The following is a 22,525-nucleotide window of genomic DNA, read 5'->3' on the forward strand; positions in this document are numbered from 1 at the left end:
TAGAAATGAAGTAGGCTGCCGGTCAGGTCACCCTTAGAATGTATTTACTCGTTTATATTTTCGCAATAGGTATCGCCTTCATCTCTCCATATATTTCGATTGCCGTATACGCGGCAGTTCCCATCTACTTTATTCTTAAGAAAAATGGATAATGCCCTGGACTTTTTTACGTTTCAACTCGAAAAATGGTCCCATCATCACGAAAGTAATAGGCGATATCATCCGTTCTCGTGCTTAGTCTTACGGATTTCTTAGTGAACTTTTCGATGATTCCGCGATCTACTTCGCAGTAAACACCATCGGCGTTCGTCTGCAACACGGTAACCGGGGTTTGTGATAATGCGGCAGCAAATAGATCCGCATCCGTTTCAAGCATCTTATGCAATAGGGTCGACCTCACCTTCATATAGGTCAATTGCGACCGCTTTATACCAAATTATACTGGAGTATATGCAGGAGCTGCTATTTGAAGCGGCTTCTTTTTTATTTCTTGTTCAAGTATCGGGTATTTTAATACTAAACCACGAAGTTGGAGGGAATAATAACCACAACAAATTATTAAAACAAGGGAGTATAGCATATGAATTCAAGCCATGTACCATTGACATCATCAGAAATAGGAAACTTGTGGATGACTTATCAAGAAAAAACAATGTTATTGAGGTTCTTAGAGTATTTCCTTGAACATGCTGAGGATGAAGAAATTCAACAAATCTTAAAGTCGACTTACGATTCAACGCAACAAAGTGTAGAGTCCATTATATATATTTTCCAACAAGAAGGAGCCGTTATTCCACTTGGCTTTACGGAGAATGACGTTAATAAAGGAGTTCCTAAGTTATTCGATTTTCTATATGAACCCATGTTTTTACATATGATAAGCAAGATAGAAGCTAGTCTTTTTGCATTGTACTCAACGATGTCCTATCGTCAAGACATAAGACAACTATTTAAGCAACTGACAGCAAAATCACAAGAAATGTTTGACCAATGTGCACAATTTCTTTTAGATAAAGGGGTTCTTGTCCGCCCGCCTTTTATGACAATGCCCAAAGAAGTTACCTTTGTTAAAGATAAAAGTTATTTATCAGGGTTTAATTTGCTAAGGGAAACAAGAGCATTAAATGCCATTGAAATTTCCCTTATACATCATGCCATAGAGACCAACCTTACAGGCATGCAATTAATGATTGGTTTCGCCCAAGTAGCTAATGATACGACAGTAAAAGAATATTTTGTTGAAGGAATGAAATTGTCTAAGGAAGTTGAAACAACACTAGGTGAATATTTACGTCAGGATTACATAGAGCCTCCTGCTACTCATGCAGGGAAAGCGACGAATTCTACAGTTGCTCCATTTTCGGATAAGTTAATGATGTATATCACTAACTTGTTAGGATCATTTAGTATTGGGAGCAATGCACTTGGTGGAGCTTTTAGTTTGCGAAGTGATTTGCTGGTGACGATGGCTCGACTTACTTCGAAAATTGTGCCTTTTATCAAAGACGGTGGAGAAATATTGATCAATAACGGGTGGATGGAAGAATCACCACAAGTAGAAGATAGAAAACAACTAACTAAATCGTGATGAAGATATGACGAACAAGTAGGCTGCCGCAATGTTCATTGGGCAGCTTGTTCCGTCATTTTTGAGCTTAGATGAAAAGGTGGGATTGACTGTTATTCGGCAATTTGAGAAGGCAATAATGTCTTGAAATGAGGTTTCGATGAGTAGAAAAAAAGGGGAAAGGGTGTTGTCATGCCGAGTCAATCCTCATGGATCTTGAATCATGGACATTCGGTTCATCAATCAGTTATGTTTCTCATATAGTATTCAATAATATCTTTTCGACGAATAATTCCAATGAAAATATTTTGGTCATCTACAACGGGAACAAAATTTTGATCAGCTGCCAGTGCCAGCATATCCTCCATGTATGCGTTAATCGAAACGGACTCATTGTGAATATGCTTCTCAATTTCGCTCACTTGCACTTGATCCAAATTATCAAAATGAATCCCAGGTGTATTCTTTAACGCCCACAACAGATCACCTTCCGACAATGTACCTGTATATTTCCCATCATTATCAACAAGGGGAAGAGCCGTGTAATAGTGATTTTCTAATTGTTCTAATGCTTCCCGCATGGAAGCTGACGATGTGATAAAGGCAACTTTGTCTTTAGGCAATAGAAAAGAGGCTATTTTCATAGTTATAAACTCCTTTTCTCTGAAATTTCAATCAATGATATATTAATTAAAACATAAATAGCTTTCAAGTGCATTGGGTTATGTTTCCATTTAAGCGAGAATCACCAGGAAATGTCAAACGGGATCGCAGACCGGCAGGTCAATAATTGATTTCATCCAAAACTTGCGAAAGCCGAACGAGATCCTCCTTAATATCCCTACAAGACCTACTGATCATACTCAACTCTCTCCAGCCTTCCTCTATCTCGGCAATCATCAGGTCGATATCTCCATTCGTGATCTTTCTTTCCTCCATATTGGTCAGCATTCGATGCTCCTTTAATCATGATAATGTTTCAATAGTATAAGTTTCGTTATGTTGTTCGCGAATGAGGGTGTAGAAGACAATCGAATAATGAACGGCAGCTAAACGGACAAATTGTGATTGCATGTCAAGAAATATTGGAGTTCATGCCGGCGTACCATCGAGCTCCTGAAGTGTTGACTTTGGCTTCTGAAACCCATATTGTGGAATCGGAAGCATAAAGAGATGGATGTAGCTAAATCAGAGACGCATCGCGAGGATTTACAGCATCATGACGGTTCTTTTTTATTTGAGAATATTGTTGATCGAGGGAAAATGAACGATTGTTCTACCTCACTTTTCAGTTGTACAGTTGGATCGCAGGAGAATTTTAGTTCTTCTGTTCAACTACAAATATTCGAATTCAATTTTAGGGGAGAGATAAGATTGTCTAAGCATTGGCAAGCACGTTGGATTACGGAAAACTCGTTTAGTTCGATGGAACCATTGGATTTATTTCATAAAGAAATGGATGCAGCTGAATCAGAGACTCATCGCGAGGATTTGCAGCATCATCATTGGCTTGTGAGGACTACATTTGATCTAGCGTCTATTGATCTTGAAAGCGTTCCCCTATATATGAACATCACGGCAGACGATTACTACAAGCTGTACCTTAACCGCCGTTTTGTTGCTCAGGGGCCTGCTCAAAACGATGCCGGCCACTACTATTACAATCGGATCGAGGTTAGTCCCTTTCTCCAAGCGGGGAAAAATGTCATCGCTGTCCACGTGTATTACCAAGGGCTAGTTAATCGGGCATATAACAGCGGTGATTACAGGCAGGGGCTTATCGCAGAGCTGACAACGGGCGACCGTGTTCTCGTAAAAACCGATGAGACTTGGCGAGCTAAACGGGCAGAAGGATTCCAGAAAGGGGATACTTTTGGCTATTTGACGCAATTTACCGAGCATATCGATGCCAGAAAGTCGGAAAAAGGCTGGAAGGATCATTCCTTTGATGACTCCGCTTGGCTTCCCGTCCAGACGAACAATCAAGCGGACTATACGCTTGTAGAGCAGCCGACACCCGTATTATCGGTTTATGAGAAGCAGCCACATAACGTAGTAAGAAGGGCTCCCGGTCATTACTGGATTGATTTTGGCGAGGAAATCACTGGCCAGTTTACCATGGAGGCGGAAGGGGAAGCAGGCGCAGAAATCGAAATCCGCTGCGGTGAAGAACTGGAAGAGGATGGACAAGCGGTCAGATTTAACATGCGCTGCAACTGTACTTATCAAGATCGTTGGACGCTATCCGGGAATAACGATAAATTGGACCTTTACGATTACAAAGGCTTTCGATACGTGGAAGTGTTCGGCCCCGAACAAGCGATTCGTCCTGATTCGTTCCAAGCGATCGTCCGACACTATCCTTTTAATGAAGAAAGCTGTCGTTTTCAAAGCTCGGATGACTTGACGAACCGAATTTTTCAAATATGTAAAAACGGAGTCAAATATGGTTCCCAAGAAAACTTTGTAGACTGTCCGACCCGTGAGAAGGGACAATATTTGGGCGATAATACGGTGATCGGGCATGCTCACATGCTCCTCAGCGGTGATTTGCGATTGTATAAGAAGGCAATTGAGCAATTTGCTCTTAGTTCCTCTACGTGCCCTGGTCTCATGTCAGTCGTTCCAGGGAACTTTATGCAGGAGATTGCTGACTTTTCACTTCAGTGGCCGCTGCAGCTGCTGGAATATTATAAATACAGCGGGGATCTGACCTTTTTGCGGGACATGTATCCTTATGCGAAGCAACTGCTCCGTCATTTTCAAGCCTACGATCGAGGCGATGGATTGTTACATGAAATCACCGATAAATGGAATTTGGTGGATTGGCCGAAGGAGCTGCGCGATGAATACGATTTTGAGCTAACGAAGCCGATAGGTCCCGGTTGTCATAATGTGGTTAATGCGTTTTATCTTGGCTGCATCCATGCAGTGAATGAGATAAGTGATTTGTTGGGGATTTCTTACGAGGATGATCTTCCACGGTTAAAAAAACGCTTCATCGAAGTTTTTTATGATCCGACCAGCCGTTTATTTACAGATGCGGAGGGAAGCAGACACCATGCGCTGCATGCCAATGTGCTGCCCTTGCTGTTTAATCTGGCCCCGGAGGAATCCGTTCCATCCATCGTAGATCATATTCGCGAGAAAAGATTTTCGTGCGGCGTGTACTTTTCCTATTTTGTCCTAAAAGCTTTGGCAAGAGTTGGAGAGCATTCGTTGATTTATGAGCTTATGAGCTCCGAAGAAGAACATTCATGGGGAAATATGCTGAAAGAAGGCGCTACGACTTGTTTTGAGGCCTGGGGGAAAGACCAAAAGTGGAATACGAGTCTTTGTCACCCTTGGGCAAGCGCTCCGGTACCCTTGCTGATCGAGGAAATCATCGGACTGAAACCATCCAAACCGGGGTGGGAGGAAATTTCGTTTTCACCAAAAATCCCGGCACATTGGGAGCATTTTACGCTGCAAGTCCGCGTCCCTTCTGGAACGATTCGCCTTGCATACAAGCAAGGACAGTGGGTAGAGGATTTTCCGCAACAAGTACGAGTGATCCGACACTGACCATAGAAAATATTTGTAGAAAAGGAGAGTAAACGATGATAAAGAATATCTCGATGAACAAGACATGGTTTCGTCGTCTCCTGTTTTCCTATGTAACGATTTTCCTTTTTATTGTGCCTCTCCTCATGTTCGTCCTCTTGATGGCATTCAGTGAATTGTCACGAAAAACCGCAGTCGAATCGAATAAAATTTTCACCAAGCAATTGCTCCAATCCATTGACAATCAGATGAAGCTGATCGATAACACGATCACGAATGAGATCGCCAGCGATGATACGCTGTTGGGTTTTTTTAATCCCGCTCTGCAAAGCGATCGATATTATTCGGGCTATTTGTCGTCTGTAAAAGTGAAAAGTCTCATGGCAACGATGCCTCTCATCGATTCGATCTATCTATACAGGCTGTCGGACGATACGGTGCAGACGCCATACTCCGTTTCTAAGCTAGCTGCATTTAACGATAAACAATTGATTGTAGAAGCATTGAAGCAATCCGTGCCAAATCATCTATGGACAGATGTGCGGAAAGGTTACACGGAGCAAGGCGAACCCACCCAATTCGTATCGTTAGTGCGCCCATTGAATTCCGGTAATGACGGACTAATCGTTGTCAATGTGCAGCTTCAAGCGATTGCCCATTTTATTCAAACACTAACGACGGCAAATTCCAATCATCTCAGCCTTTATGACCGCGAGGGTACGCCTATTTATGGTGATATTCATGGGAACGATTCCCTAATGACGGAGATGCACTCCGATTATTCCGAATGGGCCATTTCCAGCAGTGTGGTGAATAGTAATTTATTTCGTCTTGTCTCCGCAATATCCAAATATTGGATATTGGTTTGTGCAATTTTCTTTAGTATTGGTGTTTTATGGATTGTTGTGGTTACTCGACGGAACTATAAGCCTGTAGAAACGATCATACAGCGTATCCAATTATTCTCCCAGCAAAAAAGCGCCGAACTGTTCCGTAAAGGCAATCATGATGAATTTAAGTTCATCGATACCGCCTTGGTGAATTTGATGGAGCAGTCAAATGCCTATCAGAAGCAGCATGAGGAAGATTTGGTTTTTAAGCGAAAGCATTTCTTTTTCGAATGGATGGAAGGAAATCGCCCCTTGAAGTATGAAGAGTGGCAACAGGAGATGGAGAGTCTCGGAATGCCTTGCGATTTTGACTCGTTATGTGTAAGTGTGCTCGAAATTAATAAATACAGTAAATTCGCTAGTCTTTATTCAGATCATGATCAAAATTTGCTTAAATTCGTTTTGTGTAGCGTAGTAAAGGAAATCGCAATTGGCCGAAATGTAACCATATGGATCGAGTGGACGTCCAAGGATCAATTGACTTTGCTGCACTTGGTCCAGAAAGTTTCGCCTGAGAGTAAGCCCGAACAGATCGCGAGTGATATAGCGAATGACATGATGCAATGGGTGAAGACCTACCTTGATTTTAATATTACAATGGGCATAGGTTCAGGCGTCGATCGCATAGAGCTTGTACATTATGCATACGTCGAAGCCTTGGAAGCACTTCAATACAAACCTTCACTAGGTGAGGATAGTGTGATCTGTTATTGGGAGATTAATCCTGAGGGTAAGCAGCAGTCGCTCGATCTGCTCGAATATATCCGTGCGCTTGCCTTTTCATTACGAACGGGGGAAGGCGATTGGCAGGGCAGTATCGCACAACTTTTCGATGGCATTCGAGCCGGTTTGTATGCGCGTAAGGAATTGGACAACTTAATGAGCTACATGATATTTTTTCTTGATAAGGAGTTTACGGACCTACCAGCGGATGTGCAAAAAATATGGGCAAACGGCTTGCAGGATAAACTGCAAAAAGCGGTAGACGACTGGGACACCGTGGACGAACTACAGCAAATGTTGAGAAGTGTTCTTACGGAAACAACTGAAGCAATCGCGACGTTGCGTGAGATGAGCAGCAATTATATGCTTATCCGCAAAATTAAATTGTATATGGAGGAACATTACCAGAATCCGGATCTATCATTGCTTCATTTAAGCGATGTGTTTCATGTGCAAATGAAAAGCATCAGTCGTACGTTTAAAGAAGAAATTGGGGAAAATTTTATTGATTATTTGACGCGAATTCGCACGGAGCACGCTAAAGAGCTTCTGGTTCATACCGAACATTCCATACAAGAGATTACGGTTAAAATTGGATATCTGCATCCGAACACGTTTATTCGATCATTTAAAAAGTTGGTTGGTCAAACCCCAGGAGACTTTCGGAAGACTGCTCAAGTGAAATCATAAAGATGAACTTTGTTGATTGGTGTTTTTTTGTTGATTCATAGGATTTGGATTGCTATAGAATCGGATTCACTGGAGAAAAAGCCAGGGATGACGGTTCTTTTTTTACTTGAGAATATTGTTGATCGAAGGAAAATGAACGATTGTTTCACCTCACCTTTCAGTTGTACAGTTGGATCGCAGGATACAACAACGAAAGAGGGAGCTATATGAAAGCTATAGACCGAAGGGGAGTCGACATGAAGAGATTAAGGGAGAATATTCCGCTTCTCCTTATGTTCATACCCGTCATTTTATTTTACTTAATTTTCAAATACGTGCCAATGGCTGGACTGATCATTGCTTTTAAAGATTATAACTTTTTTGATGGGGTGTTTCACAGTCCTTGGGTTGGATTTGAAAATTTTCAAAAGCTGTTCAATGACGTAAATACATTAAAAATTATCCGAAACACGCTTCTACTTAGCAGTCTAAACATATTCGTGGGATTTCCGTTTCCGATCCTATTAGCTATTCTTTTGAACGAAGTGAGAAAAATGTGGTTCAAGAAGATCGTTCAAACGTTTGTTTATTTACCTTACTTTTATTCATGGATTATTGTCGGTGGGATCGTCTTTAGTATTTTCGGAATCGAAGGAAGCTGGTTAAGTCATTTGATGACCCTTTTTAAGATGGAACCATTTCCATTCTTATACAATATCAAATCATGGATCACCATCTTAGTTGGTGCGGGAATATGGAAAGATATGGGTTTCAGTGCCATCATCTACTTGGCGGCAATGACGACAATCGACCCGTCGCTTTACGAATCTGCAAGTATGGATGGTGCTAATAAGTGGAAACAGATTATTCATATTACGATTCCCGGAATTGCGCCGACCATCATTTTGGTCTTTATTCTTTCTATGGGGCGCGTGATGGAAGTCGGATTCGACCCCATTTACGTCTTAAAAAATGCTGCGGTGAACGACGTTTCGGATGTCATCAGCACGTATATTTATCGCGTTGGACTGCAAGGCGCGCAATTTAGCTTAACTACAGCAATGGGCATGTTTGAATCAGTCGTTGCTTTAATTCTACTGCTCTCTGTCAATTGGATTGCACGTCGCTTTCAGCAGGGTCTATTTTAGAAAGGAGGAATCGAGATGCGTGCATCCAATGGAGATAAAATCTTCTACATCATAAATTATATTGTATTAGCCTTAATTGCCTGCTCAAGCTTGTTTCCACTTCTTCATTTAATTGCGCTTTCCATTAGCAGTTCGTCCGCCGTCGAAACCGGGAAAGTAAATCTGTGGCCCATCGGCTTCACCTGGGATACGTTTAATGTTTTGTTCAAGGGAACACCGATCATCCGCTCATTCAGCAACAGTGCTGTGATCACGTTCGTAGGTATTACGTTAAGTATGCTCACCACAATTATGGCCGCATATCCTTTATCGCGTCCCAACTTTTATGCACGACGTTTTTTTACGCTTTGGATGATCTTTACGATGATCTTTACAGGAGGCATTATCCCTACTTTCCTGGTTATTCAAAGTTTGGGACTAGTTAACTCCTATTGGGCTCTTTGGTTACCTGGTTTAGTAAGTACGTATAACATGTTGCTTCTACGCACGTACTTCGAGAACATCCCGTCTGAAATTGACGATGCGGCACGAATGGATGGCTGCAGCGAAGTACGTCTTCTACTTCAAGTTGTATTGCCCATTTCTATGCCTGTTCTCGCGACATTAACGCTTTTTTATGGTGTTGCGTACTGGAATATTTTTTTTAGTATGCTGATTTACATCAACGATACCGATAAGCACAACTTAACTGTGCTCGTACAGCAAATGATTCAAAGCCAGAGCGTGCTGCAGCAAAGCATGGCGGTGCAGCCTGACGATCAGGTTCATGTGGTGGAGGAAGGAATTAAAGCTGCAGGTGTGATCGTCATGATTACCCCGATGTTGATCGTTTATCCATTTTTGCAAAAATACTTTGTCAAAGGCGTTATGCTTGGTTCTGTGAAAGGATAGGAGCATGAGGGCGATAAGGAGGTGGTGCTGCAAAGGGAAATGTGGTTCTTAAAGATCCGATAAGGTAAGCTTATGCAAACAAATAACGAATTCAAAAGGGGTTTATCAAACATGAAAAAATGGTTTGCGACATCACTAACGATGGCATTATCGACTTCAATGGTGCTAACGGCATGCAGCACGAAACCTACTGTACAACCGAGTTCCTCTGCTAATTCAACAACGCCAACTGCATCAACAACGCCAGCCAAGAAAGGGGATATATCCGTTTCGGTGTATGACCGTGGAAATATTCCTGCTGCAGAAGGAACATTAGAAGATAATCGTTGGACAAAATTTATTAATGAAAATGGTCCTGCGAATGTCAAATACGTGCCAATTCCGCGCAACGATGCGGCACAAAAATTCAATGTACTGTTTGCATCGGGATCGGCGCCGGACATTATTAACGAGTTTGATCCGAATATACTGAACCCGCTCATCGATCAGAAACAGCTTATGCCGCTAAACGACCTGATCGAAAAGAACAGCGTTGAATACAAGAAGGTTCTTCAGGATTATCCCGCATTGAAGAAAGTAGCGACCAGTCCCGACGGGAATATGTACAAAGTTGGACGGGTACTGGAATCAGTTCCAAGTTATGCGGTCTTCGTTCGTGCAGATTGGTTGAAAAAATTAAATCTGGACGTTCCGAAAACGACCGAGGATTTGTATAAAGTAGCAAAAGCGTTTGCGGAGCAAGACCCTGACGGCAATGGAAAGAAGGACACATACGGAATGGCATTGAGTTTTCGTTCCGAGTTTGCGATCGATATGATGTTCGGGAACCCTGTTGAGCTGTATGGTCTTGTAAACGATCAGCCGAGCCGTGCATTTGAAAATGCGAAATTGGCGACGGAGTTCAAAAAACGCTTGTTTGATGAGGGGCTAATCGATAAAGACTTCGTGAATGACAAAAATGGGGCAAAGGCCAAACAAGACTTTTTAAATGGCAAGATGGGTATTTACCCGACTTTTGTAGGAAATTGGTTCGAATCGACAGTAACGGATATACAAACCTTGAAGAAGGCAGTCCCAGAAGCTGATGTGATTCCTATCGCACTGCCAAAAAGTCCAGTAGGTGAATTTATTCCGGACGTACAAAGCCCAGTGCAAATGACAACTGCGATTAATGCAAAGACTAAAGACCCGGTTGCAGCGATCAAATACATCGACTTTATCAATCGTGTCTCGACGGGGACCAGCCTGCTTTTCGGATTGGAAGGCACGCATTATAAGAAGGATGTAAACGGATGTCCGCAAAACATCGATCCGAATAAAACGAAAGCAGAAGTTAGCTGGGCGGGCGACTACGCTCATTTCTATTCCCGTTTGCTGCTCGGGAAGTGTGCGTTCTTACAAAATCAATTCAATCCTGAGATTCCGGAACAAAAATCCGGACTTGACATGTTCAAAAAAGCCGAGTCCTTATATCTCGATTCGACTAAAAAATACCGTTTCGTCACCTTGCAAGAGCTTATACCGTCTTTCCCCAAGGATTTGCAACCGTCATTTAACACCGTCAAAAAGCAAATTACCGATACGTGGTTGAAAGCAGTCATAAGCGGGGACAAATATTCTGCTGATCAAGCCTACAAGGACGTTCAGACTGCATGGGATAAAGCGGGCGGCAAACAAATGGACGACTTCATAATCGAGTGGTATAAAACCAGTAAGGACAACAGTTTCATGATGAAAGATTTATGGGAGACCGTTGCGAAACAAGCGCAAATGAAGAAATAAGCAACGCGCATTTAACAAAGGATGGGGGCCGTTATACAATTTGCGGTCCTCAGCTTTACTTTATCCTTGCACGAACTTTATCCTTACACGAATACGAGGAGGGGTATTATGGGGAAGTATAAAAAATTTGTTTGTGTTTTGGGGCTATTATTTTTTATGGTAATTGGAGCACGCGCTGCTCATGCGGCGGTAATACAGCAGCTGCCGGTCTCGAATCCAGGATTCGAGACGCTGACTGTAACGAACGGCGTTTACAGTCCGAAAGACTGGAAGACGTGGTGGTGGAGCGGGCCCGTCAACAACCCGCCGATTGCGGCAGCGAATTATACGGAGAATGAGAAAAGCGGAGGGCAGCGCTCCGTATTTATCAGCAGTGTCAGCACGGGATTCGCGGGGTGGGTATCGAATCCCATAACGCTTCCTTCGAATATGATTTCGTTTCGAATTACCGCCAAAATGAAGACATCGGAAGATTATTTGGGAAACAAACCGCGTTTCTGGGTTTCCTTCCAGAACAACGGGACTTTTTTAGGGTCCTACACGACGGATCAGACGGAGGGGGTGTCACTTGCGGATTGGACGGAAGTGTCCTTTACCGTCGATCGAAGCCAATTTCCGGCTGGCACCAACACGCTTGTATTGAACCTGTCGACAACCAGCATAAATGCTGCGACACCAGTAAGCGGCAATATTTACTACGATGATGTGATGGTGGAAGCGTCGGATGAACCGATTCCGGTTGTACAGCAGCAGCCGGTTTCGAATCCGGGCTTCGAGACATTGACCGTGACGAATGGCGTTTCCAGTCCAAAAGATTGGAAAACTTGGTGGTGGAACGGACCAGCGAATAATCCGCCTGTATCGGCGGCGAATTATACAGAGAATGAAAAAAGCGGCGGTCTGCGCTCGGTGTTTATGGGCAGTGTCAGCAGCGGATACGCGGGGTGGGTGTCGAGTCCCATAACGTTACCTTCGAATATGACATCGTTTCGAATTACAGCCAAGCTGAAGGCATCCCCAGATTATTCGGGCAATAAACCGCGTTTTTGGGTTTCCTTCCAGAACAACGGGACATTCTTAGGGTCTTATACGACGGATAAGACGGAGGGGTTGTCGCTGGCAGATTGGACGGAGGTATCGTTTACCGTGGATCGAGGCCAATTTCCGGCAGGCACCAACACGCTTGTGCTGAATTTGACGACCACCAGCATAAATGCTGCGACACCGGCAAGCGGCAAACTTTACTTCGATGATGTGAAGGCGGAAGTGTCGAACCAATCGCTGGGACCCGTTGTTTTTACTTTGAAATCCAATAAATTTGCAAGCTGGTGGAATCTGGGGGACTCCGTAGTGTATCAATTGAACGCCGGAGCAGTACCGAGTTCCGCTAAATCTATATTTGGTAGCGTTTACAATTCTGATAATAAATTGATTGCACAAGTGCCTGTATCGAGACAGACGTTTCTCGATCAAGGCTGGAGCTGGACGCCTTCGGAGCCGGGGTATTACGAAATTGCTTTTGCGTATCAACAGAACGGTTCTACGGATTTAACGGATTTGCCCGTTAAATATACATATTCACAGACGGATCTGACTACGTTTTCGCGTGAGCGGTATTCATTGGTAGTAAGTCAGGGTCCAACGAAGCCAATATCGCAAAGGTGGCCTACTATGGGCTTTAGCTACCAGCTTTCGGAAGGCGAGAATGCCATGAAACTGGCTGATTTAGTGGGATTTCACTTTGCGCGGATTCATGCAGTGCCATGGGGAACGCAGTTCCGTGATACGAGCTGGGCGATTGAACCGTCCCGCGGTGTTTATAATTGGTCGAGATTCGATGAGCAAATCAACAAGCTGTCAAGTTACGGCTTCGATCTGATTGGAAATCTGTTATACACGCCGCAGTGGGCATCGCCGCATCCCGAGCAAACGCAGGTGAATATCAGTGTCCCGGCATATTCCGCTTATGCTCCTGTGGATATGAAGGACTGGGAAGATTTTGTTCGTGCCGTCGTTACCCGGTACGATACTCGGATTAAGACGTGGGAAGTATGGAATGAGCCAAACTTGCCAGGGTTGAGCGGGTTTTGGCTGGATTCGACGGAACGTTTCGTTGAGCTGTTGAAAACTGCGTATCAGACAATTAAAGAGGAGCAGCCGGATTCAGATGTATGGATTGGGGGACTCGCAGGACGCAACTATTTGAACTTTTATAAAGAGCTGCTCAGGTTGGGTGGAGCGTCCTATTTTGATAAGCTCTCGCTACATGGTTACCAGCCAGATCCGCGCGAATTCCAGCGTATAGATCAGGCTTTTGGAATCGCTTCCAAGCAGTGGGCCGATTCGGAGAGTCATGCGGTTCTGGTCAATTCGAATTCGGTAACAGGCACAGTGCCTACGGAATCTGAGATCGCCAAGCGCATGATCGTTGACTTCCTGTCGCAGCTCAAATGGGGAACGCAAAAAATCGCTTTTTTTCATATGTTGAATTTATCGGAGATGGAAACATTATCTTATGCAAAGAGCACCGGTACTGTTACGCACGCATCGGGTTTATTTCGTTCAAAGCCGCGAGTGGAGCCGAGACTCGCAGCGTCAGTAGCCCACCATTTTCTCGATCTTGCTGGCCAATCGCTCGTTTATAAAGGGGAGTATGTTCTCGAGGGAGGACAAAAAGCAGTTGATCTCGACAATGACGGAGCCCGGCTCATAGGTCTGTGGTCTGACGCATCCTCAGAAGCTCCGATCGATGCGCGTCTAGCGGCTGCTTTCACAGGTGAGACTCTCGTTACGGACTGGGAGGGCAAAGTGCAAAGTGCCAATAACCTACTTAGCGTACATCCTGGCAAGGTATATTGGATAAGTAATGCGGATAGCGCAGCATTAGCGCTACTACCGATCTCAGAGCCGTTTTTGATCTCGGATTTCGACCGTAATACGAATCATATCGTTGTCCCTGAGTCGAAGGGAACCAGCGGAGAACTGTTCAATCCTGCCACATTAGAAGTCGCTGACCATGCTGTTTGGACTACCGATGATTGGGCGTATAAAGCAGCTGCCCAGTCGACGAAACCGGCGGATTTTGACGCTACGTTTGCGGCGGGGTATTCGGATAGCGGACTGGACCTGATCGTTCGCGTGAAGGATGGGACATTTGTTCAGAATAATCCACTCGGAAGCCTCTGGAAAGGGGACAGCGTACAGTTCGCGATTGACACATTCGGACAGGGATTTACGGGAGATCAGGTGGAATTCAGTGCAGCATTGACACCGCAGGGACCAGTGCTTTATAAACAGTTGGTGCCTTTTGTTGGCGGCAATTTGCCAACCAATTGGTCACCGGGCAACAGCGTAGCACAGTACGCGTCCTTAAAGGTAGATCAAACGGTCCCCAATGAAACGACTTATTATATCCATGTGAATTCTTCTGAATTGTATCCTTATGTACATGATCCGAAAAGTCCACTTCGACTGTCTGTGCTGGTCAACAACAATAATGGCAGCGGTCGGCTTGGATGGCTTGAGTGGAGCAGCGGGATTGGCAGTGATAAAAATCCGGCGAAATATGGGAAAGTGTGGACGTTGAATGGGCTAGTTGTTGAAGCAGTTCAAACGAGTATGACAAAGGGGCAAACACAGACTCTGGGTGCCCGCGGACTGACGGCAAACGGGTTTGTAGATTTATCCGGCAAGGCTGCTTGGAGTTCATCCGATGCATCAACCGTAACCGTGGATACTTATGGCACAGTGAAGGCGATTGGGGAAGGCAGCGCGATCATTCAAGCATCGTACGGTCCCTTCGTCGGCAGCATAGCGATAACGGTAGATAATACGGCACCAACTGCAACAGTGGCCTATAGCGTGCTAAACGCACAAAGTGTGATTGCCACAATCACACCGAGCGAATCGGTAACCATCACGAATAATGGCGGTTCAAGCAGCTACACATTCTACTTTAATGGCAGCTTTACCTTCGAATTCGTCGACGCAGCAGGAAATCACGGAATGGCAACGGCAACTGTGAACAATATTGCAGCAAAAAGTAAAGCTAAACCGGGGACAGTGGTACTATCCGATGACAATGGGTATGATACCGGGCTTCTGGACGGTACCTACAATGTTACGATGAACATGTGGTATGGAGAAAACGGTAGAATCTACAAGCTTTACGAGAATGATGTATTAATGGATACGCAAATTCTCACGGACAATTCACCATTAGCTCAATCCACCGTAACATCCATTACCTACAAGCAGAATGGGACTTATCGTTACTATGCAGAGCTTACTAATGCGTTTGGCACAACAACGAGCGCTACACACGTGGTAACGGTAACGAAAGCAGCGCCGGAAAAATCGATTCTTTCCAATGATAACTGGGATGGCGACGGCAACTTTAAAGTCAGCATGAATATGTGGTGGGGAACCAATGGCGGGACGTACAATTTATATGAGAACGGTATTCTCATCTATACAGAAGCACTGGCCAATCATACACCGAATGCTCAATCATCCGTAATGACCGTGGCAAATAGAGCAAAAGGCTACTATGAGTATCGAGCTGAGCTCACTAACTACGCTGGAGCCACATCTAGCGATACGATGATTGTAAATGTAACCAAGTAGTTCAATGAAGAGGCTCCCCAACTCATCTACGAGATGAGTTGGGGAGCCTCTCCACTCCCAGATAAAAGATAAAGCTCAAACGAGAGGGATATTTTAATTAAAACCAATTCCTAGCTACTATTTTAAAAATATTTATTGCATCATTAGTAGAGAATCATAAGTTCAATAGTAAAGGGGATGTGCTAACATAAATAAAATTCAGGAGTTTAATGCCCTGCATGAATCAAATGAAGTTTTATTGTTGGGGAACGCCTGGGACTTATTATCCGCTCTCTCACTTGAGAAAGCCGGATTCAAAGCCATCGGTACAACGAGTTGGGGAGTATCTCAAAGCTTAGGATATTCGGACGGCGAAATGATTGAATTTGCCATACAGCTTAACATTGTGAAGATGATCGTAGATCAGATTTAGGAGCTTCAGGAATTAATATAGAGGATTCGCTCAAGAACCAAGCAGGTCTCAAACCACTGGACCAACAATGCAATCTTTTATCGAAAATTAGAACCGCATTAGAGAAGAATGGGTATCAAGGTTTTTATATAAACGCGAGGACGGATACTTATTTACAAAATCAAGATCCTCTAAATGAAACGATTTACAGAGCAAAGGCCTATGTCGAAAGCGGTTGTTCCTGGATTGAAAGAAGATGACGAAATCAGAGCAATCATATCACAAATAAATGCCCCACTAAATATTATGTCTTTGCCGGGACTTACTAACTGCAATAAGCTCAAGGAGCTTGGAGTCAAACGGTTAAGTATTGGAGGTGCATTGTACCGGAAGGTTAACAACCTATTGGATCATTGTGCGGCTCAAATGTATGAATCTCAGGATACATCGGTATTATTTAATTGATATATAAGGGCTTGTCCATATAAATATGCAGTAAGTGACAGTAAAACACAATATCAATTGTGTTGTCAGTATTTCAAATTGGAATAAATATCTATTGATTAATCACCTGAAGCTAATTAAAATAGTAAAAGTTACTGAAAACTAAATAGAAACCCTCATCAACCTAGATGAGGTAGAGGTCGCGATGTTGAAGAGTACATCAGAGGAAGTCCAGTAAAGACTGTTGATTCTGATGAAAAGGCAACATTGCCGAAGCCGCACGGTGTACTGACCGCGCCCGGCTGGGGCCGTTTCCGAAAGGGACGGAACTGTCATGCTGTTGCATCCACAACAGTGTGTTGTGCTATCTTGAACCAGGATAAATGAGGGAGTAGAAGCTGCCTAACTTATTTATGAAGAGAGGCGGCTTTTTTGCGTTTTTAGCTTACTATTTAAAGAAAGAAAACATGTAAAGGGAGCGTACAGAAATTGAAAGAGAACAAGTTACGTAGAGGTCTGAAGTCGCGGCACATGACGATGATTTCACTCGGCGGATCGATTGGAACAGGGTTGTTCCTAGCCAGCGGCGGGACGATTCATGCTGCTGGACCAGGTGGCGCGCTGTTAGCATACTTCATCATTGGAATTATGGTTTACTTTTTGGTAACGAGCTTGGGAGAAATGGCGACATATATGCCGGTATCTGGAACATTTAGTACCTACGCAACCAAATTCGTAGATCCATCCCTTGGCTTCGCGCTGGGGTGGAATTATTGGTACAACTGGGCCATTACAATTGCAGCAGAGTTGTCCGCGGCGACGTTAATTATTAAGTTCTGGCTGCCGGACAGCCCGTCGTTCTTATGGAGTGCTTTGTTCCTTGCCTTGATGGTTGGTCTTAATTTATTGTCTGTTAAAAGCTATGGCGAGTCGGAATATTGGTTCGCAATGATAAAGATTGTAACAGTTATTGTGTTCATCGGTATCGGATTGCTAATGATCGTCGGCATCTGGGGCGGAAAGGCGATAGGCTTCAGTAATTTTACAGCGGGTGACGCGCCGATTTCTGGCGGCTTGCTTGCCGTACTTGGCGTTTGTATGGCCGCCGGCTTCTCTTTCCAAGGAACCGAACTCGTCGGTATTGCAGCAGGGGAGTCCGAGAATCCTCGGAAGAACGTACCTCGCGCAATCCGCAGCGTGTTCTGGAGAATTTTATTGTTTTACATCTTAGCTATTTTCGTTGTAGGCATGCTGATTCCGTATTCCACAGATACATTGGCTAGCGACAGTGTAGCGGCAAGTCCGTTTACGATTATTTTCGAAAAAGCAGGCTTAAGCGTGGCAGCTTCTGTAATGAATGCCGTTATTTTAAGCTCGGTTTTATCCGCAGGTAACTCAGGGATGTACGCTTCCACACGAATGCTATGGGTTTTGGCCAAAGAAGGCAAAGCGCCTAAGTTGTTCGCTAAATTAAATAAGGGCGGGATTCCGGTTTACGCCTTGCTAGCCACTGCTGCACTTGGAATGCTTGCTTTCCTTGCCTCCTTCTTTGGGGATGGTCAAGTGTACATTTGGCTATTGAACGCATCAGGTATGTCCGGATTCATCGCATGGCTTGGTATTGCCATTAGCCATTACCGGTTCCGGAAAGCTTACGTTGCACAAGGCCGCAAAGTAGCTGATCTTCCATACCGCTCCAAATGGTTCCCGTTTGGGCCAATCTTGGCAGGTGTAATGTGTATGATTGTCATTATTGGCCAAAGCATTAGTGCGTTTTCGGATGGTCAGGTAGACTGGAAGTTGTTACTGGCTTCCTATATTGGAATTCCATTGTTCCTGGCATTTTGGCTTGGTTACAAGTGGAAATACAAAACAAAAGTGTTAAAGCTGGAAGAATGCCAGTTGGATGCTACAGAAGATTAATTGAAAAAAAGAGCAAGGGCATAGGCGCCTTTGCTCTTTTTGCATAGTGGTTGTCCCAGAAGGCATTTTTGGATGTTAGGCCTCTCTCCCAATCTATGGTAACCAGAATTTGCTGAGGGAACGAGGATCCGCTATTTGGACGAAAAACACCCAAAATCATGAGGAGGAGGAACGACGATGCGTTATTTCGTGATTTTTTGCCTCCGGATCGTACATATGGATCAAATAGCGCACTCACGTTCCCCTAAATCGATTTCTAACGTAGATTCCCCAAAATAACGAATCGACGTTCCGCCAAATTGGGTGTGAATGTAAAGAATATTTGACATTATGTATGGTTAACAATATACTATGTAAATAATACTTTACTTTTCATCGATAATATAACAAAAAAGGAGAGGTGAATATGTCCTTTCAAGAAAAGAGAAATGTCGTATCTTTATTTACCACCTTATTAATTTTTTCTGTCTATAGCTTGTATGTGTTTCAAAAGTACCAGGAAGGAAATTTTCATACATCGAATGAATTCAGCTTCTGGGGAGCTTTCATTTTAATCTTAATCCCGGTGTCGATTGTAGCAAAAGTCATCATTCATATCGTATTCAGCATAATCAATACCGTAGCAACGAAGGAGAAAGAACCATTAATTACGGATGAGTTGGACAAATTAATTGCATTGAAATCTACGAGAAATTCTCATTATGTCTTTATCATTGGTTTTCTTCTATCGATGATATCGCTGGTCATGGACCAACCTCCCTATGTCATGTTCATCATACTGATTAGTTCAGGGTTATTGTCAGAAGTGGTTGGAATCATCACACAGTTGTACCTTTATCGGAAAGGAGTCTAAGATGGGCAAAGCACATATTAGCAACAATATTCGGGCCTTACGTTTTAACCATAATGAAATGACCCAACAACAATTAGCAGATAAAGCGGGGGTGACAAGACAGACTATCGTTGCAATCGAGAAAGGAAATTACTCCCCGTCCCTGGAATTGGCTTTTCGTATTGCTCACGTCTTCGGCTTGAAATTGGAAGAAGTGTTCTCTTTTGAGGAAAATTAGGAGGGGTTAAAAATGACAAACCGTAGCACAGAAGCTTCACCGCTTTTTTATGCTAGAGTTGCTGGGTTCGGGCTTCTACTTATGGCTATATTTGCTATGTTTTCAAATTTTTCTGTTCTTGAGGGTCTTATTATACCGGATGATGCAGCAGCTACTGCTAATAATATCATAGCCAATGAGATGTTATTTCGGAGTGGATTTATTAGCTTTGTCATCGTGCTTATTCTTGATGTGCTGGTAGCTTGGGCACTGTATGTTCTGCTCAAACCCGTTAATAAGAATCTTGCCATGCTCGCGGCTTGGTTTAGGTTAGTGTACACCGCCGTTTTTGGAGTCGCCTTGTCTAATTTGTTGAATGTTTTACCACTTCTAAGTGGTGCTAATTACTTCGCGGTATTTACAACAGATCAGTTAAAGTTATACGCTCAGGTGATGTTGCTGGTCGATGCATTTAACAATGGATGGTTGATTGGAATGGTATTTTTCGGAGTTCATTTGTTGGTCGTTGGTTATTTAATCATCAAGTCAGGAGGCTATATACCAAGAATAATTGGGATCTTCTTGATCCTAGCATCTGCGGGATATGTCATAGATAGTCTTGCACATTTTCTTCTATCCAACTACGCCGATTACAAAACGATATTCCAACTGATTGTAGCCGTACCTGGTGTGATTGGAGAGCTATCCTTAGCTTTCTGGCTTCTGATTAAAGGTGTGAAGGTTCAACAACGGCAATAGCTATCATATATTTGTAAATCGATAATCTCAAAACTTACCTCCCATGATGGGAGGTTTTTTATGTTTCGAACAATAGGACTAATCAGACCGAACAAAATGACCCCTAAGTCCCTCACAACCCTCAATAGGCAACAAATTACCTACCCATCACAAACAACTGTCGGTTCTTCCCCCGTTCTCCATTCGATACAATGAAAGCGCATACTGTTTTCGTAAAGGAGAATTGATCATGAACTTTGACCTGAACGTTGTACCCTTCAGCCGGAAAGAATCCTTCCTAGCGATTTCGATTCTGCCTGAAGCTCAAGATCGACTACAAGGCCTATACCTGCGCACGGTGCGCGGCGGCGATGATAAATTCGGCGAGGCGTTTCATATGGATATGTTGGATGAAAGCGGTCAATCCGTGCCATTCGAGGCTATAGCTTGCCCTGAGCTGATCCGGCTAGAATCGACGGCCGGCTTAATGGCTGAGATCTGTATCTCTGATCGTCGAACATTTCGGATTCGCACGAAAGGCTGTGGAATTCGCATAACTTTCCGCACGGCTGCTTACGATTACGCGTATCAAGCAGCCTCCAGCAGCTGGGAAGTGAACAGCTTCACTCATGAATGCAGGTTCATGCTGACAGCGTTGGTTGGCGATTTGAAGATGGAAGTGCCATGGGACAAAATCAAAAGCTCCTACGTAATCGCAGACTTCTTGCCAGACGGCAAATCGGGCGTATCCGAGTTTGCTGTAGAGGAATTCCATACCGTGTGGGAGCCGCGCAAGGCTTGGGAATCTTTCGATGACGCAGTGAAGCAAGTAAAGGAAGAGTTTAGCCAATGGCGGGATCGTTCTTTGCCTCTGCCAGAGCGCTGGCATGAAAGTCGGGAACTTGCGGCTTATATCACGTGGTCCTGCCTTGTTCCGGCAGAGGGGTGCCTGACCAGGCCAGCGATGTATATGTCGAAGAACTGGATGACGAATATCTGGAGCTGGGACCACTGCTTCAATGCGATGGCGCTCGTTCGCCATGATCCGAAGTTGGCGTGGGATCAATTCATGATTTTCTTTGACCGCCAGGATGAGTGCGGTTTGATTCCGGATTTTATCAACAATAAGTATGAGCTTTGGAACTGCAACAAGCCGCCAATACACGGTTGGACGCTTTCCTGGATGATGGCCAGAACAGACTATATTAAGGATGCGCAGCTTCGGGAGGTCTATGAACCACTTTCCAAATGGACGAAATGGTGGTTCCGCTATCGCGACGGCGATGGAGATGGCATTCCGCAATACAATCACGGTAATGACTCTGGCTGGGACAATAGCACAGCCTTCAATAATGGCATTCCAGTAGAAAGCCCGGATTTAGCGGCTTTTCTCATTCTTCAAGCAGAACTGCTTGCTGAGATTGCGGGACTGCTCGGACATGCAGAAGATGCGAAAGAATGGCGGCAGCTTGCGGAGGGCACACTGGAAAAGATGATCAGTCATTTCTGGAAAGATGACCGCTTCACGGCCTGCCGCTCCAGCACGCACGAGTTATCCGAAGGGGACAGTCTCCTCTTGTTCGTTCCAATCCTTCTGGGCAAACGTCTGCCTGAGCCGATCCGCACAGCTTTGTTGAAGGGGCTACGGGATGAAGACCGTTTCTTAACCCATAATGGTTGGGCAACAGAGAGCGTGAAAAGTCCTTTCTACAATCCGGACGGCTATTGGCGTGGTCCGATCTGGGCTCCGTCAACTATGCTGCTCGTGGAAGGAGTAGCTGCAGCGGGTGATCGTGAACTGGCAGAAGAGGTGGCGCGTCGATTCTGCACCATGCTGGATCGCAGCGGAATGGCTGAGAATTTTGACGCGATTACAGGACAAGGCTTGCGCGATCGGGCCTTTACTTGGACATCGAGTGTGTTCTTGATTTTAGGAAATGAGTACACAACCTAAATAAAACCTGCACTTCCTCCTGTTACAAAATGAGCAGAGGGGAGGTGCTTTTCCGGTTTGAGGGGATCGGTTCTCCATTTTGGCATGGTGAAGCTATCGCGGCTTATGCGGAATCTCATGGATGGAAGATACATTGTTCGCTGAAAGTGTTCCATGCTACACTTAAGAGTAAGAATTTTCAGAGATG

Annotated in this window: 15 protein-coding genes, 1 pseudogene and 1 riboswitch; of the genes and pseudogenes, 13 read left to right on the plus strand and 3 right to left on the minus strand. The window is 44.2% G+C overall.

The window, feature by feature from the left end:
• Positions 1-166: 166 nt before the first annotated feature.
• Positions 167-385: a hypothetical protein gene (locus G519_RS0105360; RefSeq protein WP_051253105.1), complete on the minus strand. Its 219-nt coding sequence runs from the start codon at positions 383-385 to the stop codon at positions 167-169.
• A gap of 195 nt (positions 386-580) precedes the next feature.
• Here G519_RS0105360 and G519_RS0105365 point away from each other — a divergent pair, with 195 nt between their 5' ends.
• The gene (locus tag G519_RS0105365) at positions 581-1,588 is read left to right on the plus strand and encodes a DUF3231 family protein (protein WP_029193809.1); all 1,008 of its coding nucleotides are present in this window, start codon (positions 581-583) and stop codon (positions 1,586-1,588) included.
• 218 nt (positions 1,589-1,806) lie between these two features.
• On the opposite strand, the gene G519_RS0105370 is transcribed toward G519_RS0105365, so the two are convergent.
• Both G519_RS0105370 and G519_RS49945 read right to left on the minus strand, forming a co-directional pair.
• A complete protein-coding gene (locus tag G519_RS0105370; protein ID WP_029193810.1) occupies positions 1,807-2,211 on the minus strand; it encodes a CBS domain-containing protein in 405 nt (134 codons plus the stop codon).
• A 139-nt stretch (positions 2,212-2,350) separates the two neighbouring features.
• Entirely contained in the window at positions 2,351-2,518 is a 168-nt protein-coding gene (locus tag G519_RS49945; RefSeq protein ID WP_154669540.1) for a hypothetical protein, read from the minus strand.
• A gap of 423 nt (positions 2,519-2,941) precedes the next feature.
• On the opposite strand from G519_RS49945, the gene G519_RS41825 reads away from it, so the two are divergent.
• The 12 genes and pseudogenes from G519_RS41825 to G519_RS0105445 all read left to right on the plus strand — a co-directional run bounded on the left by G519_RS41825 (position 2,942) and on the right by G519_RS0105445 (position 22,338).
• Entirely contained in the window at positions 2,942-5,131 is a 2,190-nt protein-coding gene (locus tag G519_RS41825; protein ID WP_036632148.1) for a family 78 glycoside hydrolase catalytic domain, read from the plus strand.
• Positions 5,132-5,166: 35 nt separating this feature from the next.
• Positions 5,167-7,413, plus strand: a complete 2,247-nt coding sequence (locus G519_RS0105385) for an AraC family transcriptional regulator (RefSeq protein ID WP_029193811.1) — start codon at positions 5,167-5,169, stop codon at positions 7,411-7,413.
• Between the two features lie 236 nt (positions 7,414-7,649).
• Complete coding sequence (locus tag G519_RS0105395; protein ID WP_084160043.1) at positions 7,650-8,540, plus strand: ABC transporter permease; 891 nt, start codon at positions 7,650-7,652, stop codon at positions 8,538-8,540.
• Positions 8,541-8,555: 15 nt separating this feature from the next.
• On the plus strand, positions 8,556-9,431 hold the full coding sequence (locus G519_RS0105400; protein ID WP_029193814.1) for a carbohydrate ABC transporter permease: 876 nt from the start codon (positions 8,556-8,558) through the stop codon (positions 9,429-9,431).
• A gap of 111 nt (positions 9,432-9,542) precedes the next feature.
• Entirely contained in the window at positions 9,543-11,213 is a 1,671-nt protein-coding gene (locus tag G519_RS0105405; RefSeq protein WP_029193815.1) for an extracellular solute-binding protein, read from the plus strand.
• A 108-nt stretch (positions 11,214-11,321) separates the two neighbouring features.
• Positions 11,322-15,839 (plus strand): beta-galactosidase, encoded by a 4,518-nt coding sequence (locus tag G519_RS0105410; RefSeq protein WP_029193816.1) that lies wholly within the window; start codon positions 11,322-11,324, stop codon positions 15,837-15,839.
• Between the two features lie 187 nt (positions 15,840-16,026).
• A pseudogene (locus G519_RS41830) lies at positions 16,027-16,695 on the plus strand (isocitrate lyase/PEP mutase family protein).
• Between the two features lie 165 nt (positions 16,696-16,860).
• A riboswitch (Lysine riboswitch) is annotated at positions 16,861-17,049 on the plus strand.
• 156 nt (positions 17,050-17,205) lie between these two features.
• Positions 17,206-18,597: an amino acid permease gene (locus G519_RS0105425; protein ID WP_244280028.1), complete on the plus strand. Its 1,392-nt coding sequence runs from the start codon at positions 17,206-17,208 to the stop codon at positions 18,595-18,597.
• Between the two features lie 406 nt (positions 18,598-19,003).
• A complete protein-coding gene (locus G519_RS0105430) occupies positions 19,004-19,450 on the plus strand; it encodes a hypothetical protein (RefSeq protein ID WP_029193819.1) in 447 nt (148 codons plus the stop codon).
• Position 19,451: 1 nt separating this feature from the next.
• Entirely contained in the window at positions 19,452-19,667 is a 216-nt protein-coding gene (locus G519_RS0105435) for a helix-turn-helix transcriptional regulator (protein ID WP_029193820.1), read from the plus strand.
• Positions 19,668-19,679: 12 nt separating this feature from the next.
• Positions 19,680-20,405 carry a DUF4386 domain-containing protein gene (locus tag G519_RS0105440; protein WP_029193821.1) on the plus strand — a complete coding sequence of 242 codons (726 nt, stop codon included), beginning with the start codon at positions 19,680-19,682 and terminating at the stop codon, positions 20,403-20,405.
• A gap of 229 nt (positions 20,406-20,634) precedes the next feature.
• The gene (locus G519_RS0105445) at positions 20,635-22,338 is read left to right on the plus strand and encodes an amylo-alpha-1,6-glucosidase (protein ID WP_029193822.1); all 1,704 of its coding nucleotides are present in this window, start codon (positions 20,635-20,637) and stop codon (positions 22,336-22,338) included.
• The last annotated feature ends 187 nt before the right edge of the window (positions 22,339-22,525 follow it).

The organism is Paenibacillus alginolyticus DSM 5050 = NBRC 15375, from assembly GCF_000422905.1.
GTDB lineage: Bacteria > Bacillota > Bacilli > Paenibacillales > NBRC-103111 > Paenibacillus_E > Paenibacillus_E alginolyticus.

Bases quoted from the DNA above. Each gene is read 5' to 3' on its own strand.
- G519_RS0105365 (WP_029193809.1), top strand. From the start codon at position 581: ATGAATTCAAGCCATGTACCATTGACATCATCAGAAATAGGAAACTTG.
- G519_RS0105370 (WP_029193810.1), bottom strand. From the start codon at position 2,211: ATGAAAATAGCCTCTTTTCTATTGCCTAAAGACAAAGTTGCCTTTATC.
- G519_RS49945 (WP_154669540.1), bottom strand. From the start codon at position 2,518: ATGCTGACCAATATGGAGGAAAGAAAGATCACGAATGGAGATATCGAC.
- G519_RS0105385 (WP_029193811.1), top strand. From the start codon at position 5,167: ATGATAAAGAATATCTCGATGAACAAGACATGGTTTCGTCGTCTCCTG.
- G519_RS0105395 (WP_084160043.1), top strand. From the start codon at position 7,650: ATGAAGAGATTAAGGGAGAATATTCCGCTTCTCCTTATGTTCATACCC.
- G519_RS0105400 (WP_029193814.1), top strand. From the start codon at position 8,556: ATGCGTGCATCCAATGGAGATAAAATCTTCTACATCATAAATTATATT.
- G519_RS0105405 (WP_029193815.1), top strand. From the start codon at position 9,543: ATGAAAAAATGGTTTGCGACATCACTAACGATGGCATTATCGACTTCA.
- G519_RS0105410 (WP_029193816.1), top strand. From the start codon at position 11,322: ATGGGGAAGTATAAAAAATTTGTTTGTGTTTTGGGGCTATTATTTTTT.
- G519_RS0105425 (WP_244280028.1), top strand. From the start codon at position 17,206: ATGACGATGATTTCACTCGGCGGATCGATTGGAACAGGGTTGTTCCTA.
- G519_RS0105430 (WP_029193819.1), top strand. From the start codon at position 19,004: ATGTCCTTTCAAGAAAAGAGAAATGTCGTATCTTTATTTACCACCTTA.
- G519_RS0105435 (WP_029193820.1), top strand. From the start codon at position 19,452: ATGGGCAAAGCACATATTAGCAACAATATTCGGGCCTTACGTTTTAAC.
- G519_RS0105440 (WP_029193821.1), top strand. From the start codon at position 19,680: ATGACAAACCGTAGCACAGAAGCTTCACCGCTTTTTTATGCTAGAGTT.
- G519_RS0105445 (WP_029193822.1), top strand. From the start codon at position 20,635: ATGAACTTTGACCTGAACGTTGTACCCTTCAGCCGGAAAGAATCCTTC.